Annotated in this window: 25 protein-coding genes and 1 other annotated feature; of the genes, 19 read left to right on the top strand and 6 right to left on the bottom strand. The window is 35.2% G+C overall.

The window, feature by feature from the left end:
• The first annotated feature begins 233 nt into the window (after positions 1-233).
• Complete coding sequence (gene asnB / locus FDO66_RS16440) at positions 234-2138, top strand: asparagine synthase (glutamine-hydrolyzing) (RefSeq protein WP_141433743.1); 1905 nt, start codon at positions 234-236, stop codon at positions 2136-2138.
• A 299-nt stretch (positions 2139-2437) separates the two neighbouring features.
• On the opposite strand, the gene FDO66_RS16445 is transcribed toward asnB, so the two are convergent.
• Entirely contained in the window at positions 2438-3313 is an 876-nt protein-coding gene (locus tag FDO66_RS16445; RefSeq protein WP_141433744.1) for a C39 family peptidase, read from the bottom strand.
• A gap of 249 nt (positions 3314-3562) precedes the next feature.
• On the opposite strand from FDO66_RS16445, the gene FDO66_RS16450 reads away from it, so the two are divergent.
• Both FDO66_RS16450 and FDO66_RS16455 read left to right on the top strand, forming a co-directional pair.
• On the top strand, positions 3563-4366 hold the full coding sequence (locus FDO66_RS16450; protein ID WP_141433745.1) for an alpha/beta hydrolase: 804 nt from the start codon (positions 3563-3565) through the stop codon (positions 4364-4366).
• A 15-nt stretch (positions 4367-4381) separates the two neighbouring features.
• Complete coding sequence (locus FDO66_RS16455; protein WP_141433746.1) at positions 4382-5458, top strand: tetraprenyl-beta-curcumene synthase family protein; 1077 nt, start codon at positions 4382-4384, stop codon at positions 5456-5458.
• Positions 5459-5523: 65 nt separating this feature from the next.
• On the opposite strand, the gene mnmM is transcribed toward FDO66_RS16455, so the two are convergent.
• Together mnmM and mnmL are read right to left on the bottom strand one after the other, a co-directional pair.
• A complete protein-coding gene (mnmM, locus tag FDO66_RS16460) occupies positions 5524-6096 on the bottom strand; it encodes a tRNA 5-(aminomethyl)-2-thiouridylate-methyltransferase MnmM (RefSeq protein WP_141433747.1) in 573 nt (190 codons plus the stop codon).
• The gene (gene mnmL, locus FDO66_RS16465; protein ID WP_141433748.1) at positions 6093-7061 is read right to left on the bottom strand and encodes a tRNA modification radical SAM protein MnmL/YtqA; all 969 of its coding nucleotides are present in this window, start codon (positions 7059-7061) and stop codon (positions 6093-6095) included. The genes mnmM and mnmL overlap by 4 nt, the downstream gene beginning before the upstream one ends.
• A 193-nt stretch (positions 7062-7254) precedes the next feature.
• Here mnmL and FDO66_RS16470 point away from each other — a divergent pair, with 193 nt between their 5' ends.
• The 9 genes from FDO66_RS16470 (at position 7255) to FDO66_RS16510 (ending at position 15383) form a co-directional block, all read left to right on the top strand.
• Complete coding sequence (locus FDO66_RS16470; RefSeq protein WP_141433749.1) at positions 7255-7518, top strand: YtzC family protein; 264 nt, start codon at positions 7255-7257, stop codon at positions 7516-7518.
• A 19-nt stretch (positions 7519-7537) separates the two neighbouring features.
• Positions 7538-7717, top strand: a complete 180-nt coding sequence (locus tag FDO66_RS16475) for a glycogen biosynthesis protein GlgD (protein WP_141433750.1) — start codon at positions 7538-7540, stop codon at positions 7715-7717.
• A 167-nt stretch (positions 7718-7884) separates the two neighbouring features.
• Positions 7885-8784, top strand: coding sequence for an ABC transporter ATP-binding protein (locus tag FDO66_RS16480; protein ID WP_141433751.1), 900 nt, complete (start codon positions 7885-7887; stop codon positions 8782-8784).
• Positions 8785-9525: an ABC transporter permease gene (locus FDO66_RS16485; protein ID WP_141433752.1), complete on the top strand. Its 741-nt coding sequence runs from the start codon at positions 8785-8787 to the stop codon at positions 9523-9525.
• A gap of 3 nt (positions 9526-9528) precedes the next feature.
• On the top strand, positions 9529-10662 hold the full coding sequence (locus FDO66_RS16490) for a sensor histidine kinase (protein ID WP_258535761.1): 1134 nt from the start codon (positions 9529-9531) through the stop codon (positions 10660-10662).
• Positions 10662-11264, top strand: coding sequence for a response regulator transcription factor (locus FDO66_RS16495; protein ID WP_141433753.1), 603 nt, complete (start codon positions 10662-10664; stop codon positions 11262-11264). Before FDO66_RS16490 ends, FDO66_RS16495 begins: the two co-directional genes overlap by 1 nt.
• 95 nt (positions 11265-11359) lie before the next feature.
• A complete protein-coding gene (locus tag FDO66_RS16500) occupies positions 11360-11995 on the top strand; it encodes a cupin domain-containing protein (protein ID WP_141433754.1) in 636 nt (211 codons plus the stop codon).
• A gap of 114 nt (positions 11996-12109) precedes the next feature.
• Positions 12110-12330, top strand: a binding site (T-box leader).
• A 76-nt stretch (positions 12331-12406) separates the two neighbouring features.
• Positions 12407-14824, top strand: a complete 2418-nt coding sequence (leuS, locus tag FDO66_RS16505) for a leucine--tRNA ligase (protein ID WP_141433755.1) — start codon at positions 12407-12409, stop codon at positions 14822-14824.
• A 253-nt stretch (positions 14825-15077) separates the two neighbouring features.
• Positions 15078-15383, top strand: coding sequence for a rhodanese-like domain-containing protein (locus FDO66_RS16510; protein WP_141433756.1), 306 nt, complete (start codon positions 15078-15080; stop codon positions 15381-15383).
• A 100-nt stretch (positions 15384-15483) separates the two neighbouring features.
• Here the strand turns inward: FDO66_RS16510 and FDO66_RS16515 are convergent, their stop codons facing one another.
• Positions 15484-15948 carry an NUDIX hydrolase gene (locus tag FDO66_RS16515; protein WP_141433757.1) on the bottom strand — a complete coding sequence of 155 codons (465 nt, stop codon included), beginning with the start codon at positions 15946-15948 and terminating at the stop codon, positions 15484-15486.
• Between the two features lie 274 nt (positions 15949-16222).
• Here FDO66_RS16515 and FDO66_RS16520 point away from each other — a divergent pair, with 274 nt between their 5' ends.
• Positions 16223-17236, top strand: coding sequence for an AI-2E family transporter (locus FDO66_RS16520; RefSeq protein ID WP_141433758.1), 1014 nt, complete (start codon positions 16223-16225; stop codon positions 17234-17236).
• A gap of 118 nt (positions 17237-17354) precedes the next feature.
• The gene (locus FDO66_RS16525; protein ID WP_141433759.1) at positions 17355-17537 is read left to right on the top strand and encodes a sporulation protein Cse60; all 183 of its coding nucleotides are present in this window, start codon (positions 17355-17357) and stop codon (positions 17535-17537) included.
• A 10-nt stretch (positions 17538-17547) separates the two neighbouring features.
• On the opposite strand, the gene FDO66_RS16530 is transcribed toward FDO66_RS16525, so the two are convergent.
• Complete coding sequence (locus tag FDO66_RS16530; protein ID WP_141433760.1) at positions 17548-18813, bottom strand: BaiN/RdsA family NAD(P)/FAD-dependent oxidoreductase; 1266 nt, start codon at positions 18811-18813, stop codon at positions 17548-17550.
• Between the two features lie 347 nt (positions 18814-19160).
• Here FDO66_RS16530 and FDO66_RS16535 point away from each other — a divergent pair, with 347 nt between their 5' ends.
• Together FDO66_RS16535 and FDO66_RS16540 are read left to right on the top strand one after the other, a co-directional pair.
• The gene (locus FDO66_RS16535; RefSeq protein ID WP_141433761.1) at positions 19161-20777 is read left to right on the top strand and encodes a putative polysaccharide biosynthesis protein; all 1617 of its coding nucleotides are present in this window, start codon (positions 19161-19163) and stop codon (positions 20775-20777) included.
• A 66-nt stretch (positions 20778-20843) separates the two neighbouring features.
• A complete protein-coding gene (locus FDO66_RS16540) occupies positions 20844-21563 on the top strand; it encodes a pseudouridine synthase (protein ID WP_141433762.1) in 720 nt (239 codons plus the stop codon).
• A gap of 96 nt (positions 21564-21659) precedes the next feature.
• Here the strand turns inward: FDO66_RS16540 and FDO66_RS16545 are convergent, their stop codons facing one another.
• Positions 21660-21881, bottom strand: a complete 222-nt coding sequence (locus tag FDO66_RS16545; RefSeq protein ID WP_141433763.1) for a DeoR family transcriptional regulator — start codon at positions 21879-21881, stop codon at positions 21660-21662.
• 403 nt (positions 21882-22284) lie between these two features.
• On the opposite strand from FDO66_RS16545, the gene FDO66_RS16550 reads away from it, so the two are divergent.
• The 3 genes from FDO66_RS16550 to pepV all read left to right on the top strand — a co-directional run bounded on the left by FDO66_RS16550 (position 22285) and on the right by pepV (position 25661).
• Positions 22285-22998, top strand: coding sequence for an ABC transporter ATP-binding protein (locus FDO66_RS16550; protein ID WP_141433764.1), 714 nt, complete (start codon positions 22285-22287; stop codon positions 22996-22998).
• A gap of 13 nt (positions 22999-23011) precedes the next feature.
• Positions 23012-24163, top strand: coding sequence for an ABC transporter permease (locus FDO66_RS16555; protein WP_181444614.1), 1152 nt, complete (start codon positions 23012-23014; stop codon positions 24161-24163).
• Between the two features lie 79 nt (positions 24164-24242).
• Positions 24243-25661 carry a dipeptidase PepV gene (gene pepV, locus FDO66_RS16560; RefSeq protein ID WP_395939801.1) on the top strand — a complete coding sequence of 473 codons (1419 nt, stop codon included), beginning with the start codon at positions 24243-24245 and terminating at the stop codon, positions 25659-25661.
• The last annotated feature ends 5 nt before the right edge of the window (positions 25662-25666 follow it).

Raw genomic sequence — 25666 nt, forward strand, 5'->3', positions numbered from 1 at the left:
GTTGCATGAATAGTGTAACTCCTTTTTCTATTTTTTCGTCTAATCATCATATAATTAGGTTTACTAAGTGCGATGATCGTATAAGCTGTTAAAAATTGTTTTTATAAGAAATACGATGCCATTTTCATGGATTTAGTGGTAATATAGTTAAATAAATATTAAGGTTTTAATGTAAAAATTTCTCAAAGGTTATGTGGGAATTAAAGTGAAAATGGAGAAGGTGACTTACATAAATGTGTGGATTTGTTGGATGTGTATATAACAAAGCACAAAATTTTGAAGAATATCAAACGCAAAAATTTCAGGACATGACAAGAATTATTACGCATCGTGGACCTGATGATGAAGGATACTATGTCGATGAACATATTCAATTTGGCTTTCGCCGTTTAAGTATTATAGATGTTGCAGCTGGTCATCAACCGCTGAGCTTCGAGGATGAACGGTACTGGATTATTTTTAACGGAGAAATCTATAATTATGTGGAATTACGAGAAGAATTGATCAACGAAGGGTTAAACTTTAAGACAAGCTGTGATACGGAAGTCATTATTGCCCTATACAGTCAAATAAAAGAAAAAACCGTTGAAAAACTTCGAGGCATGTTTGCCTTTGTTATTTGGGATAAACAAGAGCAAAAACTATATGGTGCTAGAGATCCTTTTGGAATTAAATCATTTTTCTTTTTAGAAGATGGAGACAAAACCTTCTTTGCTTCTGAAAAGAAGAGCATCTTGTTAGCGTTAGAAAATGATGTGATCAATTATGAATCGTTACAGCATTATTTAACATACCAGTTTGTTCCTGAGCCAGAGTCCATGTCTGAAGGAATTCAAAAGCTTGAGCCAGGACATTACTTTACAAAAAAAATTGGTTCACCAATGAACATTCAACGATATTGGAAGGCTTCGTTTCAGCCAGTTCAAAAATCTGAACAAGATTTTATCAAAGAAATAAAAGATGTATTATTCGATTCTGTTAAAATTCACATGCGAAGTGATGTGCCAGTTGGTTCCTTTCTCTCAGGCGGGATTGATTCTTCTATTATTGCTTCGATTGCAAAGGAATTTCATCCATCTATTAAAACCTTTTCAGTAGGATTTGAGCATAATGGTTTTAGTGAAATTGATGTGGCGAAGGAAACGGCTGAAAAACTTGGCGTCGAAAATATTAGCTATGTGATTACACCGGATGAATACATGAAAGAAATTCCTAAAATAATGTGGCATATGGATGATCCATTAGCTGATCCAGCATGTGTTCCATTGTACTTTGTTTCAAGAGAAGCAAGAAAGCATGTAACCGTTGTTTTATCAGGTGAAGGAGCGGATGAGCTATTCGGTGGATATAATATTTATCGTGAGCCTCAATCTCTTGACGTATTTAATAAAATTCCTCAAGCAGGAAAATCTTTATTAAGAGCAATAGCTCGGATGATGCCAGAGGGAATGAGAGGAAAGAGCTTTATTGAACGTGGTGTTACTCCAATGGAAGAGCGCTATATTGGGAACGCGAAAATGTTTTCAGAAGAAGAAAAGAATGATTTGTTAGCTGTTTATAAAGAAGGATTGCGCTATACAGACATTACAAAGCCATTATACGAAGAAACAAAAGGCTATGATCCTGTTGATCGTATGCAGTATATTGATATCCATACTTGGATGAGAGGCGATATTTTATTAAAAGCAGATAAGATGACCCTTGCTCATTCATTGGAGCTTCGTGTTCCATTTTTAGATAAAAAAGTTTTTGAGGTAGCATCAAGAATTCCAACAAGTCTTAAAACGGCTGAAGGGACAACGAAATACATTTTACGTAAAGCAGCTGAAGGGATCGTTCCAGACCACGTGTTGAACCGGAAAAAGCTAGGCTTCCCTGTGCCAATTCGTCATTGGTTAAAAAATGAAATGAATGAGTGGGCGAAAAAAATCATTCGTGAGAGCAATACAGATTATTTATTGAACAAGAACTATGTCTTAAATCTGTTAGAGGATCATTGTCAAGGCAAAGCTGATAACAGCCGGAAAATTTGGACGGTGCTTATGTTTATGGTTTGGCATTCGGTCTACATCGAAAAAAAATATTCATTTGAAAAGGAATATTTAGCTCAGAAAGAAGGACAAACTGTAAAAGGCTAAAAAATACAGTTAGAGTTTTGCGTCAGGTGGAATTCAGCTTTCCACCTGATTCCTTTGTATATAAGTTAATAAAAAAAGGCTGTTTTCTCAAAGTTTGTTGTTTTTTACATAATACATTTGGAAAAGCGTTTCTTAGCAGCCCGCATACACGTAGACTCCTGTGGGAATGCGAGAAAGACGAGACCCCGCAGGAGCGTATACGACGAGGAGGCTCGACGCTCGCCCACGGAAAGCGAAGTGTATGCAGGCTGCGCGTTTAAAAGCAACAATCTATATGAAAACAGCCTAAAAAAATTTCCCTAAGAAGGTTTATAGGTAATAGCTTGTTTGCCCATTTGCACCCAGGATTCTTCAAATTCCGATAAGGGTGCTTTTTTATTTTTCTCACCCGTTAAAGGGTCGTTAAAATATACATGCTGCTGATCATATCCTGTAATAAGTACAGAATGTTCTTTTAAAGTAACTTGAACTTTACCAATGGGGGTATTCCAAGTTTGAAACTGGCTTTGAGGCAGCTTTTTATAAGAGGTATTCGTTATTACCCATACTGGTCGATGATCAGATAAATATATTTTTAATTCTTCAAAATCGACACCAGTTATGTCGATCATTTGATTTGGCATGTATTTTTCAGCAAGCTGTTGAATAGGTTTATGGTAGACACCAAATCCACGTTGACTATACGAATACATATCGCCTATAAAGCCATCATTTGGATTTCCATAATAAATGGCTCCATCCTTTACTTGGTAGGGTGTAGAATCCTTTACAATCTCGGTTGCCAAGGTTAGCTTATCAATATTGATATTGGCATATTGTAGAAGCATGGCTAGGCTCGTAACTTCACACCCTCGAGGCAGCTCTGGCAATTGGCGTATAATGGGAGCCTCAAGTAATATTTGTTCCTTTATTTTTATAATAGGTGCCTCAAACCTACTAGTGTTATTAGCTTCTGCATGGCTAATCAGTGGTGCTATTTGAGTATTTTGATTTCTGTTTAAGATTTCGTTCGGTTCTTTATTTACTTGTTGAAAAAATACGGCTATTTCAATAGGGAAAATGATAAGTAGTAGAATGAATAACCGTTTTAGAGCTTGTTGGTTTTTTTGTAGGTATATGATCAAAATGATCCAAACGAGAATGCTAGCGAAAAATAGTAGAAATAATAAATTCATAGATGCCACCTTGAAAGAGGATTAAGATTAGGTTTAACTTGATACCGATCATCACTATATAATCACTGGTAAACAAATGCTTAATTCTCCCTTATTGTAACATTTCCAAAAAATAATAGGACGTCCAAATACAAGTTTATCGTTGCACATGAAGTTCTTTTTCTTTTGTGGTAGAATGGTTTGTCAAAGCAATGAAAAGTGTAATAATAGTAATATAAGCATTGTAAGTTTTTACTAGGAGGAAAAGGGATGTGGAAATGGGAAGCTGAAGGTGACGCAAGAGCAGTGGTTGTCATTGTTCATGGTGCAATGGAACATCACCGTCGTTATGGCTGGTTGATTGAAATGTGGCGTCTATCTGGTTTTCATGTAGTCATGGGTGATCTTCCGGGGCAAGGAATGACAACAAGGACAAGGAGAGGTCACATTGACTCTTTTGATGAATATATATTTGAAGTGAAGGATTGGGTACAAGCTGCTTATCAATTTGAGCTGCCTGTATTTTTAATTGGTCATAGTTTGGGAGGGCTTGTCTCCATCCGTTTATTACAAGAAGAAAGATTAAACATAGCGGGTCTTATCCTATCATCGCCATGTCTTGGCTTGATTAAATATCCTTCAAAATTGTTAAATATGGCATCTTTTGGATTAAACAAGCTGTTTCCTAGTCTAAGGGTTCCATCTGGATTAACAATTGATATGGCTACTCGAAATCAAGATGTTCGTGAAGCTGATATGAATGACACTCTCTACATAACAAAGGTATCGATTCGGTGGTACCGCGAATTAATTTATGCGATTCATGTAGCTTTTGAAAATATGGAGAAGATGCAAGATATACCACTGCTTGTCATGCAAGGTGGCGATGACAAAATAGTGAATAAACAAACGGTTAAAAATTGGTTTAATCAGTCTACTTTATCAGAGAAGCGCTTTAAGGAATGGCCAAAATGCTATCATGAAATTTTTAATGAACCAGAGCGAGAAGAAGTATTTGAATATGCAAAGGATTTTGTCAATAGTCAGCTAAAAGCAATTGGCTATATTGTATAAGTGAGGTAATAATTGATGTCTGTCCCTTCAATATCCATTACTTTAATGTCAAATGTATATCGAAAAGTTCTGCCAACTGTTCACCATGAATTATCCTATTGGAAAAAAAGAGCTGAAGCAATTCCTAATGCAGAATTACGTAAACAAGCTTTAGATAGCATTGAAAAGAAAACCTTTCATTGTGAAGGTGGAGCTATAATGGCTTTGATGGCTATGAAACACTATCAAGAGGCTATTAAATTTATTGTAGCCTATCAAACCATAAGCGATTACTTAGATAATCTTTGTGACCGAAGCACATCATTAGATCCTAAAGATTTTGAAGCTTTGCATGAATCGATGAAAGATGCTTTGAGTTTAAGCGCTAGTCCAAAGAATTATTACCGATTTAGAGAAGAACAAGATGATGGGCAATATTTGTATGATTTAGCGGCGACATGTCGAGGAGTTCTAAATAAAATCAGTAATTATCAATGGATTAAGGACTATTTATTAGAGTTATGTCAATATTATTGTGATCTTCAAATACATAAGCACGTTGCAGTAGAGGAACGAATCCCACGCTTAACAAACTGGTTTAATCATTATAAAAAAAAGCTTCCTGACATGAAGTGGTATGAGTTTTCAGCATGCTCAGGATCTACACTAGGGATTTTTTGCCTTGTTTCATATGCTTTCCAAAGCAAATTTGAACAAAAACACGCTGAAAATATTAGAGATGGCTATTTTCCATATATACAAGGGCTCCATATTTTGCTCGATTATTTCATTGATCAAGAAGAAGATCGTACAGAAGGAGATTTAAATTTTTGTTTTTATTATGATGATGAAGAACAATTATTTTCTCGTTTAAAGCATTTTATTATGGAAGCGGATATGCATACGAAAAAACTTCCGCATCGACGTTTCCATCAATTAATTAACCGTGGCTTACTTGCCATTTATTTATCTGATGAAAAAGTGTATAAACAAAAGAATGTTCGGAAATTAGCAAAGAATATGATTAAATCAAGTGGACCAACTAGTTTATTTTTTTATATAAATGGAAGAATCTATAGAAATGTTCAAAAATGGTTGTTTAAGAATAGATAGATAGAAACAAACAAATAAAGCATCTATTAGAGAAAATGCAATCTCCCTAATGGATGCTTCATTTTTTACCTTTTTTCAATGGCAATAATAAATGGTGGATGATTCGCTTGATTGATAAATTGATATTGAAGAACATGCGCACTTTTCTGATCTAGATTTTTTACATAAGCTAATAAATCATTCCGTTCTATTTCTCCTTCAGCATGTCCATGATAAATGACCAACACTATGATTCCTTCTGAAGCCATTATTTTCAGCAATTGTTCAATCGCAGAAATCGTTGTTTTTGATTTCGTTACAATCGTTTTATCTCCACCTGGTAAATAGCCTAAGTTAAAAATCGCTCCTGTAATGAATCCGTGATATGCAGTTGGGATGCTTTCTAATAAATGCTCATGTCCTTTGTGAAAGATCGTTACTCGATCATTGACTTTTTGTTCAGCTAATCTTTGTTGGCTTTTTACAACGGCTTCTTTTTGAACATCAAATCCAAATACTCTCCCATTTCCTCCAACCAAATTAGCTAAAAAGAGTGTATCATGCCCATTTCCTAAAGTGGCATCAACGACTATATCTCCGGAACTGATGGCTTTTTCTAATAATGTTCTTGCAAAGGGGAGGATTCGTTCTAATTTCATACCTTTACCTCTTCCTGACTTGGTTGATAATATTTCCCTTGCCAGCTGTTTCTACGCATTAATTCAGCATCAATCGCATTAAGAACTTCCCATTTGTTGACACTCCACATCGGTCCGATCATTAAATCAATCGGGCCATCACCAGTAATTCGATGGACAATCATTTCAGGAGGTAAAATTTCTAATTGATCACATACTAATTGGACATACTTTTCAAAGGAGAGAAATTCGAGCATGCCTTTTTCGTATTGCTTAACCATTGGTGTTCCTTTAAGTAAGTGAAGAAGATGAATCTTGATACCTTGAACATCAAGATTAGAAACTGTTTTGGCTGTATTCATCATCATGTCATGTGATTCAAGAGGCAAGCCGTTAATAATATGAGAGCATATGCGAATACCATGCTTTCTGAGCTTTTTAACACCTTCTACATAGCACGCAAAATCATGGGCGCGGTTAATAAGCAAGGCGGTTCGTTCATGGACAGTTTGAAGTCCAAGCTCTACCCATAAATACGTCCTTTCATTCAGTTCAGCTAAATATTCAACAACATCACCAGGAAGACAATCAGGTCTTGTTGCGATCGAAAGCCCGACAACTCCATCTTGAGTTAGTACTCTTTCAAATTTTTCTCTTAATATTTCCACAGGGGCATGAGTATTCGTATAGGCTTGGAAGTAAGCCATATACTTCCCATCTTTCCATTTTGTATGCATTTTTTGCTTAATTTCGATAAATTGCTTTTCAAGATCATCCGCCCGATTCCCTGCGAAATCTCCAGAGCCAGCAGCACTGCAAAACGTGCACCCACCGTACGCAACTGTACCATCTCGATTTGGGCAGTCAAAGCCTCCGTCTAAAGCAACCTTAAATACTTTATGTCCAAAGGTATTACGCAAATGATAATTCCATGTATGATACCGTTTTTGGTCTGAAGCATATGTGAAAGGGTTTGCTTGATTCACAAAAGCAACCTCCTTTAATTATTTTTAACATAACTTTAATACTAACATGAAATCAACAACTCATCCAAAGAGAATTAAATGAACGTTTTGGGAATACTTGGACTACTCATGGTTGTATTAGGAAACGTTCAATCAAACAATAATAAAGAATGAAGCCTTGTGCTTCTAACATAAAGGAATTGGGGGGAGCGAAATGGCTACTCGTCAATCGATTGATGAGATGCTTCAAAAGTGCGAGGATGTAATTAGAAATGCGAAGGAGCAGTTTGAAGAAGGAAGCAGACAAGAGCATTATAATGATGATGAATATACAAATGCACAAGTTCAGCTTGAAGAAACGTATAATGATTTATTGAAGCTTGCACATAGTGCTAACGAACAGCAGCGTGAACAGCTTCAGCGCATGAGCTTGCAGATTCAACAAATTCAGCATCAACTCATCACAACTGAACATTAAGGATAAGGATGGGACAATATTGAAAAGACGTTCAAAGCAAAATAATCCTGAGCAAAAAACAAGAAATGGAATAAATAACCAAGATATAGAATTAGGAAAAGACGTTGATTTAGTAAAAGAATCAAAAAAAATATATGAACAAAAAGGCAGTCAGCCTGTTAAGTCGAAATTTCATCCTGAACCAGAACAATCCTCGTAATCACACTTTTAGAAAAAGGGTGCTCTACATCATTAGAGCACCCTTTTTTTTATGTTAGATTGACCAAATGAAAATGACAAATGTCATTTCAAAATGATGACATCCTCCACTAAAATTCTGATGGTTAAAATCGTACACTAAAAGCAGATAAAGCGGAGGTGGAAAAAATGAACAAAGTGATTACACTTCAAAATATTTCAAAGAAATATAAAGAAAGCATAGCAGTAGAAGATATTTCTTTTTCTATTAAAAAAGGAGAAATAACTGCTATATTGGGTCCAAATGGAGCTGGGAAAACGACTACAATTTCCATGATGTTAGGTCTTTTAAAGCCTACAAATGGATCTGTAAAGGTATTTAACTTAGACCCAACAGAAAAAAAGGTTCGTGAGAAAATAGGGGCAATGCTGCAGGAAGTTAGTGTGATGGATGGATTGAAGGTCATTGAAATCATTAAATTATTTCGCAGTTATTATCCAAATCCCTTTACTGTTGAAGAACTGTGTCAGTATACCGGTTTAGAGGAGGTGGATCTTAAAAAACGAACAAATAAGCTTTCCGGAGGGCAAAAGAGAAGACTTGAATTCGCACTCGCACTCGCTGGAAATCCTGATATTTTATTTTTAGATGAACCAACTGTTGGAATGGATATTCACTCTAGGCGTTTATTTTGGAATACCCTTCACGAATTAAAGCAACGTGGAAAAACGATTATTTTTACAACTCATTATTTACAAGAGGCAGATGATAGCGCAGAAAGAATTATCTTAATTCATAAAGGGAAGGTCGCGGCTGAAGGAAGTCCGATAGAGATTAAAAGAAAGCTTTCTAAGCAATCTGTCTCCTTTTTATTAAAGGGAAATATTGGAGTCGAATTATTTGAAGAATTCCCATATGTGTCAGAGGTTTATACAAGAAAAGGTCGGACTTATCTCGTAACGGATCAAACAGATCATGTTTTATCATTGCTATTTGAAAGAAAGCTAAGTGTATCCGATATTCAAGTTGAACAAGGTAAATTAGAAGAGGCCTTTGAACAATTAACAGAAAGAAAGGAGATTGTCTAAATGAAAACTGTTTGGATGCAATGCAAAGCGGAGGTATTGAGAATATTACGTAACCCCTACTATGTTTTTTGGTCATTAATGATGCCAATTTTATTCTATATTCTTTTTACAAAAGTAATTAATATCCAAGTTCCAGACCGAGCATTATGGCAAGCTCATTATTTAATGTCAATGACGGTTTATAGTGTCATGGGTTCAGCTATTATGACATTAGGAATCAGACAGGTACAAGAAAGAAACCAAGGATGGTCTAGGTTTATGCACATTACTCCTTTATCAACTAGTGTATACTTTTTTGCCAAAATGTTTGGACAAACGCTTATTCACGTTTTTTCGATTATTGTCATTTTTATTACCGGTGCAATCATAAATGATGTGCGTCTCCCTCTCGATGAATGGATATTAAGTGGGTTGTGGATCATCATAGGCTCTCTTCCTTTTCTTGCTCTTGGTACTCTTGTTGGAACAATGAAAAGAATTGATACTGCGACTGGGATTAGCAATGTTTTATTTATGATATTAGCTATCTCAGGGGGGATGTGGATGCCCTTTAATGTTTTACCAAAGATTGTTCAAGATATTGGAAAATGGCTGCCTGGATACAATTTTGGAAATGGAGCATGGGAAATTGTCCGTGGAAATAGCCCAGAGTGGATGAATGTATTCGTCTTAGCAGGTTATCTTTTCCTTTTTATGCTATTATCAAGCTATGTAAGGAGCAGACAGGAAAAGGCGGTGTAAATATTGGAACAGAAAAAAAGAAGCTTTTATTTATTTCCCAGTCGATTTGGCTTTTTTCCCTATATCTTTTTAATCTATTTACTCATGCCTGGATTTTATATTGCTGCTGAAAAGGGAACAAAAATGATCTTGGGCTATGTGCTGCTAGCTTTATTTTTGGTTACTTATCGGCAGCTTTATGTTTCAATCGAAAGGAAGAATTTTTCTTATTGGCTAGCATTGCAATTGATCATTATTTTAGTCCTTTCTTGTTCTTATAACATTTATAATGTGTATTTAGGTTTTTTTCCTGCTCATTTCATCGGGTGGTATTCAAATAAAAAGAGCTTTTACAAAGCGCTTATTTGTCTAGGTGTTGTGATATTAGTCCCTGTATTATGGAGTATAACGACCATATCTATGATTAAACTTCTTTTTCTTTTTCCTTTTATCATTGTAATGATGATCTCTCCTTTTGGCATAAGGTCTATGAATAAAAAAATGGAGCTCGAAAGACAATTAGATGATGCCAACAATCGTATCCGAGAGCTTGTCAAAAGAGAGGAGCGAATGCGGATCGCAAGAGATTTACATGATACGCTTGGCCATACTTTTTCTCTTATTACGTTAAAAAGCCAATTGGTAGATAAATTAATTGATAAAAATCCTGAAAAAGCTCGAATGGAAGCAAAAGAAATAGAGAAGACATCTCGTGCAGCATTAAGACAGGTTCGTGAGCTTGTCTCAGACATGCGAACTGTGCTAGTTCAACAAGAGTTAATAGAAATAGAAGAAATCTTAAAGACTGCTGGAATTTCATTTCATTTAAAAGAAAGCGATCCTTTAGAAAATGTGCCGCATCTTACACATAATATTTTAAGTATGTGTCTCCGTGAGGCGATTACTAATATAGTGAAGCACAGTAAGGCAAGTGCATGCTCAGTGAAAATCAAGCAAGTAAATGATGAAATTACCATATCGGTACATGATAATGGAATTGGCTTTATCTCAAAAGCTGAAGAGGGAAATGGGCTAAAAGGAATAAAGGAAAGGCTCGAACTTATAAATGGAACGCTCGAGGTATTAACTCAAAGCGGTGCTCTTCTAATGATGACAGTGCCAGTTATTATGAGTCAGGTAAAGGAAGGTGTAATTTAGTGATTCGAATTTTAATTGCTGAGGATCAGCGGATGCTGCGTGGTGCCCTGAGTTCGTTATTAGATTTAGAAGATGATCTTGAGGTTATAGGTCAAGCTGGTGATGGAGTAGAAGCATTGGCACTTATTCAATCTTTAAAGCCAGATATTTGTTTAATGGATATCGAAATGCCGTTAAAAAGTGGGCTCGAGGTTGCTGAAGAACTAAATAGAATGCATTCCCTATGTAAAATCGTTATTTTAACGACATTCGCTAGGCCTGGATACTTTGAGAGAGCGGTAAAAGCAGGGATCTATGGGTATTTATTAAAAGACGGATCTAGTGATGAATTAGCGGAATCCATACGAAATATTATGAATGGAAAAAGAGAATTTGCACCTGAATTGATCTTTGGAAGTATAAAAGACGAAAATCCTTTAACTGAAAAAGAAAAGGAAATTATAAAACTGATCGGTGATGGAAAAACGACAAAGGAAATCGCTTCTATTTTATTTTTATCATCTGGGACAGTACGTAACTATGTATCTGAAATTTTAGCGAAACTAGATGTGAAAAATCGAATTGAAGCGATTAGTATTGTAAAGGAAAAAGGATGGTTATAAGATATATAATGTGTTCTTTTGAATACTTTCATGTTTAGCTCTCTGTTTGTAGTGGTAAGGATAATAGTAAGTAAATTTCTATAGGGGGAGCGGCAATGTTTAAAAAAGTAGTAACCTCGTTGATTTTACCACTTGTTCTTATCCTCGCAGCATGTAATCAGTCATCGAAGAAAGCTTCCACATCAACCAATTCTTCTTCTGAAAGTAAAGAAGCTAATAATACAACAGTGTCAGATGAGGCAAAATCGAATGTTTCAGCATATCGTTTTGAGGATGATGGAACGATTCCTAACAATCCAACTTTTTCTGTGATGATTTATCAACAGCCTTTTAAAGGGAGAACAGACAAAATAATTGATATCTTTAAACATAATCATTGGTCCAATAGCTGGACGAATGGAGTGTATAATTTTCAGCATTTTCATAGCAATGCACATGAGGTATTAGCCATCCGAGCTGGTCATGGGAAAATACAAATTGGTGGGGAAAAAGGAAAAATCATTGAAGTTTCAGCAGGTGATGTGATCGTGCTTCCAGCAGGTACAGGGCATAAACGAATTGAAGCAAGCGATGATTTTTCTGTTATTGGCGCGTATCCAAATGGTGTATCCTATGATTTGCAAAAAAAAGCAAACAATCAATTAAGAGAGAATATTCAACAAGTTTCTCGTCCAGATACAGATCCTGTTTATGGTAATGAAGGTCCGTTGCTTGAGCTTTGGAAAAAATAATTTTTCTAAGTAAGGAAATTATTATCATTCCAATTTTAAATTTCCAAAATGAATGGAATAAAAAGCATACTTGCATCCTGAAAAGAAATTTTATACAATAACGTTATCATAAATAAAAAAACATTGACAAGGATTAGTAGTGGTGTAACTTGTTTTAGAGAGTTGACGGTTGGTGCAAGTCAACCAGGGAGCATCATGAACTCGCCTTTGAGTTGCAGGTATGAACGAATAGTAATACTTGTCGTTTTCCGCGTTAAGGAGTATGAAGCGAGTGAATGATTCACTAATGTGGGTGGTACCGCGGGAAGATTATACATAATCCTCTCGTCCCTAATCGGGATGAGGGGTTTTTTATTATGAGCTAAAATCCAATGAACATAAGGATAAATATGCAAGTAGGAGGAAAAATTAATGAGTTTCAATCATCAACAGATTGAAAAAAAATGGCAACTATTTTGGGAAAATAATAAAACGTTTAAAACGAGTGAAGATAAAGGAAAAAGAAAATTCTACGCGCTAGATATGTTTCCATATCCTTCAGGAGCAGGTCTTCATGTGGGACATCCAGAAGGGTACACAGCTACGGATATCCTGTCTCGTTTAAAGAGAATGCAAGGGTACAATGTGCTTCACCCTATGGGTTGGGATGCTTTTGGATTACCAGCTGAGCAATATGCCTTAGACACTGGGAATGACCCTGCCATATTTACAAAACAAAACATAGACAACTTCCGCCGTCAAATAAAAGCCTTAGGCTTCTCTTATGATTGGGATCGAGAAGTGAATACAACAGATCCAAACTATTATAAATGGACACAATGGATTTTTCTTCAGCTTTTTGAAAAAGGGCTAGCATATATTGATGAAGTAGCGGTTAACTGGTGTCCAGCTCTTGGGACCGTTTTAGCGAACGAAGAAGTCATTGATGGAAAGAGTGAACGTGGCGGACACCCTGTAGAAAGACGTCCGATGAAGCAATGGATGCTGAAAATTACAGCATATGCAGATCGTCTTATTGAAGATTTAGAAGAAGTGGATTGGCCTGAAAGCATTAAAGAAATGCAACGAAATTGGATTGGACGCTCAGAAGGAGCAGAAGTAAACTTTAACATTGATGGTTATGAAGAAACCTTTACTATATTCACTACTCGTCCAGATACTCTTTTTGGTGCAACCTATGCGGTATTGGCTCCTGAGCATGCTTTAGTAGAAAAAATAACCTCAGATGTACAAAAAGCAGCCGTTGAAGCTTATATTGATCAAATTAAAAGTAAAAGTGATCTTGAAAGAACAGATCTAGCAAAAGATAAAACAGGTGTGTTCACTGGTGCTTATGCAATAAATCCAGTTAATGGAGAAAAAATGCCAATCTGGATTGCAGACTATGTGCTAGCAAGTTATGGGACAGGAGCCATTATGGCTGTGCCAGCTCATGATGAGCGAGACTATCAATTCGCGAAAAAATTCGATCTTCCCATTAAAGAAGTCGTTGCAGGTGGAAATATAGAACAAGAAGCCTATGCTGGTGATGGCGAACATGTTAATTCTGGTTTCTTAAACGGATTAAACAAAGAGAACGCCATTCAAAAAATGCTTACTTGGCTTGAGGAAAAAGAAGTTGGCACGAAGAAAGTAACTTATCGACTTCGTGATTGGCTTTTTAGTCGCCAACGTTATTGGGGAGAGCCTATTCCAGTCATTCATTGGGAAGATGGTACTATGACAGCTGTTCCTTTCGATCAGCTTCCATTAACACTTCCAAAAACGACGGAAATAAAACCGTCTGGAACAGGTGAATCTCCACTTGCAAACATAGAAGATTGGGTTAATGTTATTGATCCAAAGACAGGTAAAAAGGGAAGAAGAGAAACAAACACAATGCCACAATGGGCTGGAAGCTGCTGGTATTTCTTGAGATATATCGACCCGCATAATGATCAAGCATTTGCAGATGCCGACAAATTAAAAGAATGGCTTCCAGTAGACACGTATATCGGTGGAGCAGAGCATGCTGTACTTCATTTATTATATGCACGTTTCTGGCATAAATTTTTATATGATATTGGTGTAGTACCAACAAAAGAGCCATTCCATAAGCTGTTTAACCAAGGGATGATTCTTGGAGAAAATAATGAAAAAATGAGTAAATCAAAAGGCAATGTCGTCAATCCAGATGAAATTGTCAATAGTCATGGGGCAGATACATTAAGACTTTATGAAATGTTTATGGGCCCGCTTGATGCTTCAATTGCTTGGTCAACAAAAGGATTAGATGGTGCTAGACGATTCCTTGATCGTGTATGGCGATTATTTGTTGAAGACAACGATCAAATCAGTTCAAAAATTCAAAACAAAGAAATTTCTGGCGGTTTGGAAAAAATCTATCATCAAACAGTGAAAAAAGTAACGGAAGACTATGAAGGGCTTCGATTTAATACAGCAATCTCTCAATTAATGGTATTTATCAATGAAGCAAATAAAGCAGAAGTCGTTCCACAAACATTTACAGAAGGCTTTATCAAGCTATTATCTCCTATTTGCCCTCATATTGCAGAGGAGCTTTGGGAAAAGCTTGGTCATTCTAGCACTATTTCCTATGAAGCATGGCCAGCATATGATGAAGCGAAGCTTGTGGATGATGAAGTAGAAATTGTCATCCAAATTAATGGCAAGGTAAAATCAAAATTAAAAGTACCTGCTGACGCAAATAAAGAAATCCTTGAGCAAATTGCAATGGATGATGATAAAGTGAAGGAACAAATTGACGGAAAAACCGTACGAAAGGTCATAGCTGTTCCAGGTAAGCTTGTAAATATCGTTGCGAACTAGGAAAAGCGGTCGATGAAAAAGCGCTACGTACTGTGGCAACATCGGCACTAGTACGTCCTGTACGTCGGAGCTAGACACCAGTCGGACTTCCAAAAACTTATGCTTACTTATCCTTTGAAAATGTATCCTCTGATCAGCTGTTCAGAGGATATTTTTTAGGATGAATTTTTTCTTAGGCATAAAATTAGAGATCTGAGTAAAGTCTCATGTAGTATTTAATAAGGGATATTTTAAACAAAGGGGTGTTTTCTTTATGGAAACGATTGAGATCATTACAACAGAAGAATTACAAAGAAAGCTCGAGTCAGGCGAAAAGCTCGAATTAATTGATGTAAGAGAAGTGGAAGAAGTGGCTCAAGGGATGATTCCTGAAGCTAAGCATATTCCGATGGGGGAGATCCCTAATTACTTAGATTCATTTGATAAAAGTAAGGAATATATCTTTATTTGCCGATCAGGTATGAGAAGCGAGAATGTTTGTTATTATTTACAGGATAAAGGCTTTAAGGTTAGAAATATGGCAGGCGGCATGCTTGAATGGACTGGAGAAACGAAATAATACGTTAATTTGTAGAAGCAAACACATTGTGTCATCTAAACAATGTGTTTGCTTTTTATAAATAGAATAGAAAATCTTTCAGACTGAGATCTTATTTAGATTATTTATTATTGAGTTTCATTAATTCATTTTTAAAAGGCTCAATAAAGCTTCTATATTGAGGAGCTAATTCTGCTGGAAGCTGGTCCAAGGGAAAGTATTGAATATCCAGGGATTCATCATGATCCTTTCTTATTTCCCCGATCACATCATTTGTAAAATAAACAGCTGTAACCGCATAGTATTCATCCATATTTTCAAGTTTATTATAATAGTCTTTTCCAGAAAAAACGCCTAGAAATGTCAGTTCATTTACAGTAAGTCCAGTTTCTTCTTTTGTTTCTCTTTGAGCTGTTTCCTCTAAACTTTCACCTAGCTCCATTAAACCTCCTGGTAATCCCCATTTTCCTTTTGTTCTCAGCTGAAGCAATACTTCATTTTGGTCATTCATAATAATGGCAACAGCTCCTGTTAAAATTAAAGGTTTATGCCCTACTAATAGCCTTAATTCTTTTACATAATCCACAATGAAACCCCCTAATTATCTTCCATATACTATTTTTCTAGATTTTTAAGCTAGTTCCTGTCTATTCATTCAATAATCAGCATTATTTTCTAATAGAATGAATATCTTCAAAAGTTAGTAGTTTTCAAATTTAACAAATGGATGATGAAAATAAAGGGTCTATTTTCAATATGATTTTTAACTAGGCAATGCTCGATAGGTATCCCTTTTCATTTAATCAGAGTTATGAGAAAATATAAAAGTATTAAAAATTGCAGAGGGGCTTTGAAATTTAATGGATGTTGTAAATAGGATTTTGAATATTAAGGGAATAAAAAGAATTATTATTTTTAGTTTGATTATTTTAGTATTATATGCTGTAAAAAGTATGATAAGTTTTATTTTATTTACCTTTATTTTCTCATTCTTGATCAATCGGTTAGTGACGATTGTGTCAGATCGAGTTCCTCTAAATCGAAGAATTATTGTTATTATCTCGTATTTGGGAATTGTGGGTTTGCTTGTTTATGGGATTAGCAAGTATTCTCCTTTAATTATTTCAGAAATCACAGAATTAATTAGACAAGTAACAAGATTTTATACAAAACCGCAGGATAATGTGGTATTAAATTTTCTTGTTGATTATATAGAAACGAATCAAATTACAAGTTATTTAGAACAAGGCTTCACTTTTCTTGTGAAATACTTTACAGATATAAGTACATTAGCTATTCAGATATTACTTGCCCTAGTATTAAGCTTTTTTTTCTTATTAGAGAAACCGAAGCTTATTGAGTTTACCTCTCAATTTAAGACGAGTAAATTAGCTGCTTTTTACAATGAAATTGCTTTTTTTGGACAGAAATTTGTTCTTACATTCGGAAAAGTAATTGAAGCACAATTTGTAATTGCTCTTGTTAATTGCATCCTTACTACATTAGCTCTATGGATTTTAGGTTTTCCTCAGCTTTTTGGATTAGCGATCATGATCTTTTTTCTTGGATTAATTCCAGTGGCTGGCGTTATTATTTCTTTTTTTCCGCTATGTACGATTGCCTATACAATTGGTGGCTTTGCCTATGTCTTATACATCGTCGTCGTTGTGCTAGTTATCCATGCTATCGAAGCTTATATTTTAAACCCTAAGCTGATGTCATCTAAGACTGATTTACCTGTATTTTATACTTTTATTATTTTAATATTCTCTGAACACTTTTTTGGAGTGTGGGGACTTATTATCGGTATTCCAATATTTGTATTTTTGTTAGATGTTCTTGAAGTGACTGGGAAAAGGAAATCCAAGGTTTAGTATTAAAACAGCGGTGAAAGATTCGATCTTTCATTGCTGTTTTTTTGTTGTCTAGAAGATTATAAAATAATAAAATCTGTCAATAATGATGCTAAAAAGATTAGTGAGGGAGAAACTAGTGATAAAAGTTAAATTGTTTGATCAGGAGCATGAGAAGGATCTAGAAATAGAAATGAATAGATTTCTAGAAAATTTGGATGAAAAAAAGCTGTTGGACATAAAATATAATATTGCCGCGATTCAAGAGGACGAAGAACGGCAAATTTATTGCTTTTCTGCTATGGTGATTTATAGAGGGTGACATGCAACTGTCACCCCTTTGTAAATTGAGCAGCATTTTTGCCAGCTATTCTGCCGGTAATAAGAGCAGATGTTATATTGTATCCTCCTGTATATCCATGAATATCGAGAATTTCTCCACAAAAATATAATCCTGGTGAAAGCTTGGAAGACATCGTTTGAGGCTCAATCTCTTTAACGGATACGCCGCCTCCTGTCACAAAGGCTTTTTCTAATGGGCGGGTTCCATTAACGTTAAATTGAAAATTTTTGCAAAGCTTCGTAAATTGTTTGATTTGTTCTTGCGAAATGACAGCACCTTGTACATTTGGATCAATGGAGCTATTCTCAAAAAGAAATAATAAATATCGTTCAGGCTGAAATCCTTTTAGGATATTTTTTATGCTTTTTTTTGGTTCAGATTTGACAGTATTCCATAGTTCTTGAAAAAGCACTCCTTCTTTTTGATCAGGAACAGCATCAATATTCATGGTAACTTCACGTAAATTCCATTTTTTCATTGCTTTGACAACAAATTGACTGCATCTTAACACAGCAGGACCACTAATGCCAAAATGAGTAAAAATCATATCCATTTGATGAGTGATAAGAGGCTTCCCTTTAGGATTTAAAACACTTAATTCAATATTTCTTAAGGAAAGTCCTTGCAGTGTTTTTTCTTTTATAAATGATTCGGCAGAAGTCATCGGTACTTCTGTAGGGAATAGGTCACTAATTGAATGTCCAGCCTTTTTTGCCCATGCATATCCATCACCAGTAGAACCGGTATGAGGAACAGATTTTCCACCAACTGCAACAACGACCGCACGACAGTCCAGTTTTTCTCCATTTTGTAAGAGGACTGACTTGTCGTGATTTTCTTGAAAATGAATCGTTTTGACAGGACAATTTGTTTTGATCTCTACATGTAACTGATCTAACCGATTCAATAGAGCATCAACTACAGATTGTGCTTTATTAGAAACGGGAAACATTCTTCCATGATCCTCTTCTTTTAATTGAACACCTAATTGCTCAAAAAAAGTAATAATATCCTCGTTGCTAAAAATAGAAAATGCACTGTGCAAAAATTTACCGTTACCAGGAATATGTTTAATAATCTCATCGACAGGTAAACGATTTGTTACATTGCATCTTCCACCTCCAGAGATAGCTAATTTTCTGCCAAGCTTATCTCCTTTATCAATTAAAAGAACCTTTACTTTTTTCTCAGCTGCTCCGATCGCAGCCATCAGTCCGGATGGACCTCCTCCAATAACGATCACGTCATAATCCATGTCTTCACCAACTTATTATTTTTTAGCTTGAATTGTGATCAAATGAAAACAATTCTACTTTCGGGTAGCGTTCAATGTAAAGAAAGGGTAAACTACTAATAGTGTGTCTCATTAGCTATTACAACAGCAATGATTAGTCAATAGACTAAAAACTTGATACATAATGAATATGTTTAAAGATAAGTATACATTTTTTGAAGATAGACTGGTGTCTAGCTCCAGCGCCTAGCCCTTGTGAAAAATAACCCTTTGTCTCTAAAAGCAAAAAGCGCTTTTGGAGCCAAAAGAACATTTTTCTTTAGGGCTGATCAAGGCGCTCGCGCTTTTCTTAGTAAGGAAGGGATTTTATGTCATCAAAGCTTTTGAGAGGGACTTTTATATTAACCTTAGGAACCATGCTTTCAAAGGTTCTAGGTTTGTTCTATGTAATCCCTTTTCATTCCATTGTTGGAGACCATGGTACGGCCTTATATCAGTACTCCTATGTACCTTATACGATTTTTATCAGTATTGCAACAGCTGGAGTTCCACTTGCTGTCTCAAAGTTTATTTCGAAATACAATGCACTTGAAGAATATGCGGTAGGAAGAAAACTTTTTAAATCGGGCCTTCTTATTATGCTTTGCAGTGGATTTGCTGCTTTTTTAGTTTTATATCTTGCTGCTCCGAAGCTGGCTGAATTAAGTATCGCTGGAAAAGAGTTAGATTCAAGTATAGAGGATGTTACAACAGTTATACGAGCAGTAAGTTTTGCCTTAATTGTGGTACCTTTTATGAGCTTGATCAGAGGATTTTTTCAAGGTCATCAATCCATGGGACCTTCTGCGGTTTCACAGGTGATTGAACAAATAGCACGAATTGTTTTTCTTCTTGTTGGAGCTTATATCATACTAAATTTGTTAAATGGCAGCCTTGTTAAAGCCATAAGTGTTGCCACCTTTGCCGCGTTTATTGGTGCAATAGCAGGATTTGGTGTATTGCTTTGGTATTGGTATAAGAGAAAAGCATACTTAGATGAGCTTTTGCTGCAAGATAAGGGTACAATGGATATTTCATTAACAAATATGTATAAGGAGATTCTTATTTATGCTGCTCCTTTTGTGTTTGTAGGCATAGCGAATCCTCTTTTTCAATTTATTGATCAGTTAACCTTTAACCGAGCGATGGTGTCAATTGGAATGGGGAAGGATGCGGAAACTGCATTTTCGGTTTTGAATTTTCAAACCCATAAATTAGTGATCATTCCGGTATCTCTAGCGACTGCTTTTTCCTTAACGCTTGTACCAAGTATCACCCAAGCATTTGTAAGTGAAAATTGGAAGAGCTTAAATAAACAATTAAATCAAACCTTTCAAGTATTGTTATTTATCACTTTACCAGCGGTTATTGGGCTTTCTATTTTGGCCGAGCCAATCTTTACCTCTTTTTATGGTCATAAGGAGCTGGGTACTGAGATATTAAGATCATACTCATTAGTAGCGATTCTTTTTTCTCTTTATTCCGTCACAGCTGCTATTTTACAAGGAATTAATGAACAGAGATTTACCATTTTAAGCTTGTTAGTAGGATTATTAATAAAATTAAGCTTTAACATTCCATTCATTCAAATGTTTGAAACAAATGGAGCTGTCTTAGCAACAGCATGCGGTTATTCGGCAGCTATTTTGATCAATTTTATTGTCATTAAAATATATGCACGTTATCCGTTGCGTTTAGTTGTAAGAAGAGGAGTATTCATTGTCTTTATAACGATGTTTATGTCATTGGGAGCTTTTATTACCTATGAATTATTAACTTTGTTATTATCTCCTGAATCTAGGGCTCAATCGTTAATGATCATTGGATTAACTGGACTTGTTGGAGCAGCAATTTATATGTATTTAGCGTTTCGATCAAAACTAGTCTATATATTATTTGGGGAACGAGCAGAACGAATGAAAAGAAAATTGAAACTGCCATTCTAAACAGGTCTCCAAAGGGAAGGCCTGTTTCTCACTAATATGCTTTATTAATCGTTAGGAAGTGAAAAAATGAGAATAGATAAATTACTTGCAAATTTAGGATACGGCAGCAGAAAAGAAGTAAAGCAGCTGTTAAAAAAGGGTTTAGTGAAAATGAATGATCAGCTTATTAAAGATCCAAAGCAGCATGTTCAACCAGATATGGATATAGTGACATTGAACGGAGAAAGAATCGAATATAAGGAATTTATTTATTTAATGATGAATAAACCACCTGGCGTGATTAGTGCTACGGAGGATGACAAAGACGAAACAGTTATTGATCTATTAGAGATGGAGGATCAAGTGTATTCCCCATTTCCTGTTGGTCGACTTGATAAAGATACGGAAGGACTTTTATTGATCACAAATGATGGACAGCTTGCTCATCGATTGCTCTCACCAAAAAAACATGTTCCAAAAACATATTTTGCGGTTATTGAAGGAGAAGTGAATGAAGAGGATGTAATAGCCTTTCAAAAGGGTGTAACGCTTGATGATGGATATGTAACAAAGCCTGGAAAGCTAACAATCTTAAAGGCTGGATTAACCTCAGACATTGAAATAACCATTACGGAAGGAAAATTTCATCAGGTCAAACGAATGTTTGAAGCAGTTGGAAAACGAGTGATCTATTTAAAAAGAATCTCAATGGGACCGTTGCTATTAGACGAAAGTTTAGAGCTTGGGGAGTATCGTGAATTAGAGGATGAGGAAATCGAACAGCTTAAGAGCTATGAAAAAAGCTAGTAAAGCAGATTTCAAGATGGTTCTTTGTAGACTTAAAAAGTGTATAAAACCAGAAAAATCGCCCCAAAACATAAGGGCGATTTTTTATCATTTTTATTAAGAAGATATCTTAACTTTTTTTTCTGTTGTTGTCCATTTGCCGCGGCTGGGACTTTCTACTAAGTCGTTATAAGCCAAGACATTCAAATCTCTTTGAATTGTTCGAGGTGTAATGCCAAATTCCTCTACAAGCTCTTGAGTTGTTACTGTACCCCGCGTATTAATAAACATGTAGACGGATTTGATACGGTTTAACATCCGGTTAGTCGAAGGTTTCAAAAAACCACTCCCTATCCTTTTTTCAAACCTATGGCAAATTCCTGCAACCGACAGCTGTTGAAGATTTATATCTTCATAAGTAGTATATTTTCTTTTCCATAGACAACCCCTTTACAACACGATGTATAAATTAAGATGTCATACTTCTTTTTTTATTTTACCCTTAATTAAAAAGAAATTCTACCTAAAAAATTGAAATTTACAAACAATTTGCTTGTTTTTTAAAAAAAAGAGACTAAAGAACTATCAAATAACGCTTGATTTCAGTAAAAAAGTATGGAGTTGTAATAATCCATTACGATATTTTATTGTAAATTTTAACAATTATATATAGTTAAAGTGTAAAATGGAACTAGTGAGTTGTCATTCCATACATATTAACAGTAGAACAAGGAGGGTACAAATGCCTTTATTAAAGGTAGATATTCAGAAAGCCGGATATGAGAAGAAAAAAACAATTATTGAAAATATCCATTTTGATGTGAAGAAAGGTGAGCTTATTGGTTTAATAGGACCAAATGGAGCTGGAAAAAGTACAACTATTAAAAGCATTTTAGGCTTGATTGAGAACAAAGAAGGAACTATTTCTTTTCAGGAAGGAATAAAATACTCATACATACCTGAAAAACCTCTATTTTATGATGAGCTTACTCTTTGGGAGCATTTAGATTTTATTGCTGCAGTTGAGAAGCTGCAACAGAATGAATATAAGACTTATGCACATGAACTTCTAAAAATGTATAAGCTATATGATCACGCGAATGAATTTCCGATTACATATTCAAAGGGCATGCAGCAAAAAGCAATGTTGATTTTATCCTTTATTATTCAGCCAGAAGTCTATATTATTGACGAGCCTTTTATTGGATTAGATCCAAATGCGATGAGGTTATTTTTAACTACGATCGAAAAAGAGCGCCTGCGTGGTGCAGGAATCTTAATGTCAACCCATGTGTTAGATACAGCTGAAAAGGTTTGTGATCGTTTTATATTATTGGTAAAAGGAAGAATTGCTGCTTTTGGAACCTTAGATGAGATAAGAGAGCAATGTAAGTTAAGCGAAGGCTCTTTATTTGATTGCTATCACAAGCTGGCAGAGGATCATGAGGATGAGTAGCAGGAAATTATTTTTGAGCCGGTTAATTCGTGGCTGGAAGTTTCAATATAGTGTTATTCGATCGATTGCTGATTGGACAGTTATCCTTTATATCGTGATACCAGGGGCGGTAATCGGTGCGTTTATTTATCATTCATGGTGGCAAACCGAGCCTAAATGGATTGAAAATATTCCATTTAGCGTTATTTTATTGATTGTTTATGTGCTTAGTTGGAATGGAAATTTCCGAACCTTTGTTCAAGATGCAGACAGAGTATTTTTGATAAAAAATAAATCAATGTATATCGGTTTAAAGAGGCGGGGATTTTTTTATTCCATTTCTTATCAATTTATTTCCATCCTACTTATCTATATTTTGCTTCTCCCTTTTTTAGTAAAACAATATAGTTTTACATTGGAAAAAAGTCTTTTATTTTTAATATGGTTCTTTTCCATTAAGCTTTTAATTTTGTATTTAAAAATAAAATTAAGACAAATATCAAGAAAGTTACGTAGAATCGGAATAGGAATCCTATTGTTTATTACCATAAGTTGGTTTACACAATTCATGTTTTATATGAATACAAAAGGGTGCAGTTGGATAATTCTATTATTTGGAATTTGTTTTTTGAGTACAGCCATCTATTTATCTACTTCCATGTTACGAAAGAATTATTTGGATATTGAACTAGAAACCGAGCAGAATGAAAAATTGAAGTATGTCCATCTTATTCTTCATTTTTCTACCGATGTTGAAAAAACCATTCATACTACTAGAACAAAACCGTTTCTTTTTAGAAAATCAACAAATCTATTTAAAAATCGGAGTCCTAGAAACGGCTTAATCGAATTATTTATAAAAATATTCATCCGAAATTCTTCCTACTATGCTATTTATATTCAAATGGTCATGGTAACAAGCGGTGCATTGATTTTTATTCCGCCAATTTGGATAAAGGCGATTATTTTTGTTAGCTTTTTGATTATGATGAATGTTTGGTTGTCTCTTCTTTGGGGAAAGGTGATTGATTCTCACCCTTTATCAAAAAGATATAAGGAAGAGCTTTTCTTCATTGAAGCAAGAAAAAGAACCATTTTTATTTTATTTTGCCTTTCATTAATTATCATTGGACTAGCTCTAAGTTTTTCCATTTTTTTAAAAGCAATAGCACCATCGCTTTCATAAAAATTGATTTCTTATATAATAGGAATTGTAGTTACTTTCGCTTAAATCTTAAAGTGAACTGGAAGATGAGGTGAATGATGTGAGTGAAAATATGTGGCTAGATGAAGTTGAAAAAAGAAAAAATTTGTTGCTTCAAGATACACAAAAGCTTCTGCAGATAAAAAGTATATTAGACGAAGAAAATGCGACCGAAGATGCACCATTAGGGAAAGGTGTAAAGGAAGCGTTACTATTCATGTTAGACTTAGGACAAAAAGATGGGTTTACAGTAAAAAATGTTGGCAACCTAGCTGGTCACATTGAGTTTGGATCGGGCGAGGAATGTATTGGCATCCTTTGTCATGTAGATGTTGTGCCTGAAGGTAAAGGATGGTCAACAGATCCGTTTGGAGCTGAAATAAGTGATGGAAAAATCTTTGCCCGTGGAGCGTTAGATGATAAAGGTCCAACAATGGCTGCTTATTATGCGATGAAAATCGTGAAGGAGCTAGAGCTGCCCATTAACAAGCGTATTCGGATGATCATTGGCACTGATGAGGAAAGCGAGTGGCGTTGTATCGAACATTATTTTCAGCATGAAGAAATGCCAACAATAGGCTTTGCGCCTGATGCTGACTTTCCTATCATTAATGCTGAAAAAGGAATTGCCAATTTTGATGTTGTTCAACAAAAAACAGCTTCTGCAAGTTTAGTGGATGCAGAATTGGAAGTAATTTCTTTTACAGCAGGCAGAAGATACAATATGGTTCCTGATGAGGCAGAAGTGAGCTTAATAATTAAAAAAAATCAGTCCGATTTGATTAAGCAATTTGAAGATTTTTTAACCGAATTTAATCTTGAAGGTCATTATTTTTCAAACAATGAAGAATTAATATTTGTATTAAAAGGGAAATCAGCACACGGAATGCAGCCTGAACAAGGAATTAATGCTGGAATTTACTTAGCTGAATTTCTTTCAAAGCGAAATATTGATGATCAAGCAAAGCATTACTTACAATTTGTTACTACATACTTTTTCAACGATACAAAAGGGATTAGCTTAAATTTAGCTTATTCGGATGATACAACAGGAGATGTAACGATAAACGCTGGTTTGCTTTCCTACACAAATAAAGAAGGAGGTAAACTCGGCCTAAATCTGCGCTATCCAGTGACCTATCAAATGGAGGAAAGAAAGATGGAATTGGAGAAGTTTCTTTTGAAGAAAGAATTTATTATCACTAATTTCTCTAATTCTAAACCACATTATGTGGGAGAGGACGATTTTTTAATAAAAACGCTAAGAAGGGTATATAAAGAACAAACGAATGATAATCCAGAGCTGTTAGCTATTGGTGGAGCAACCTATGCGCGCACATTGAAATCTGGAGTTGCTTTTGGCCCTCTTTTCCCAGGAAGAGAGGATATTGCTCATCAAAAAGATGAATATATGTATGTTGAAGATATTCTTAGAGCTACTGCTATTTATGCACAAGCCATTTTTGAGCTTGCGAAATAATCTGT

It is taken from the genome of Bacillus sp. 03113 (assembly GCF_006546985.1).
Lineage (GTDB): Bacteria > Bacillota > Bacilli > Bacillales > Cytobacillaceae > VATK01.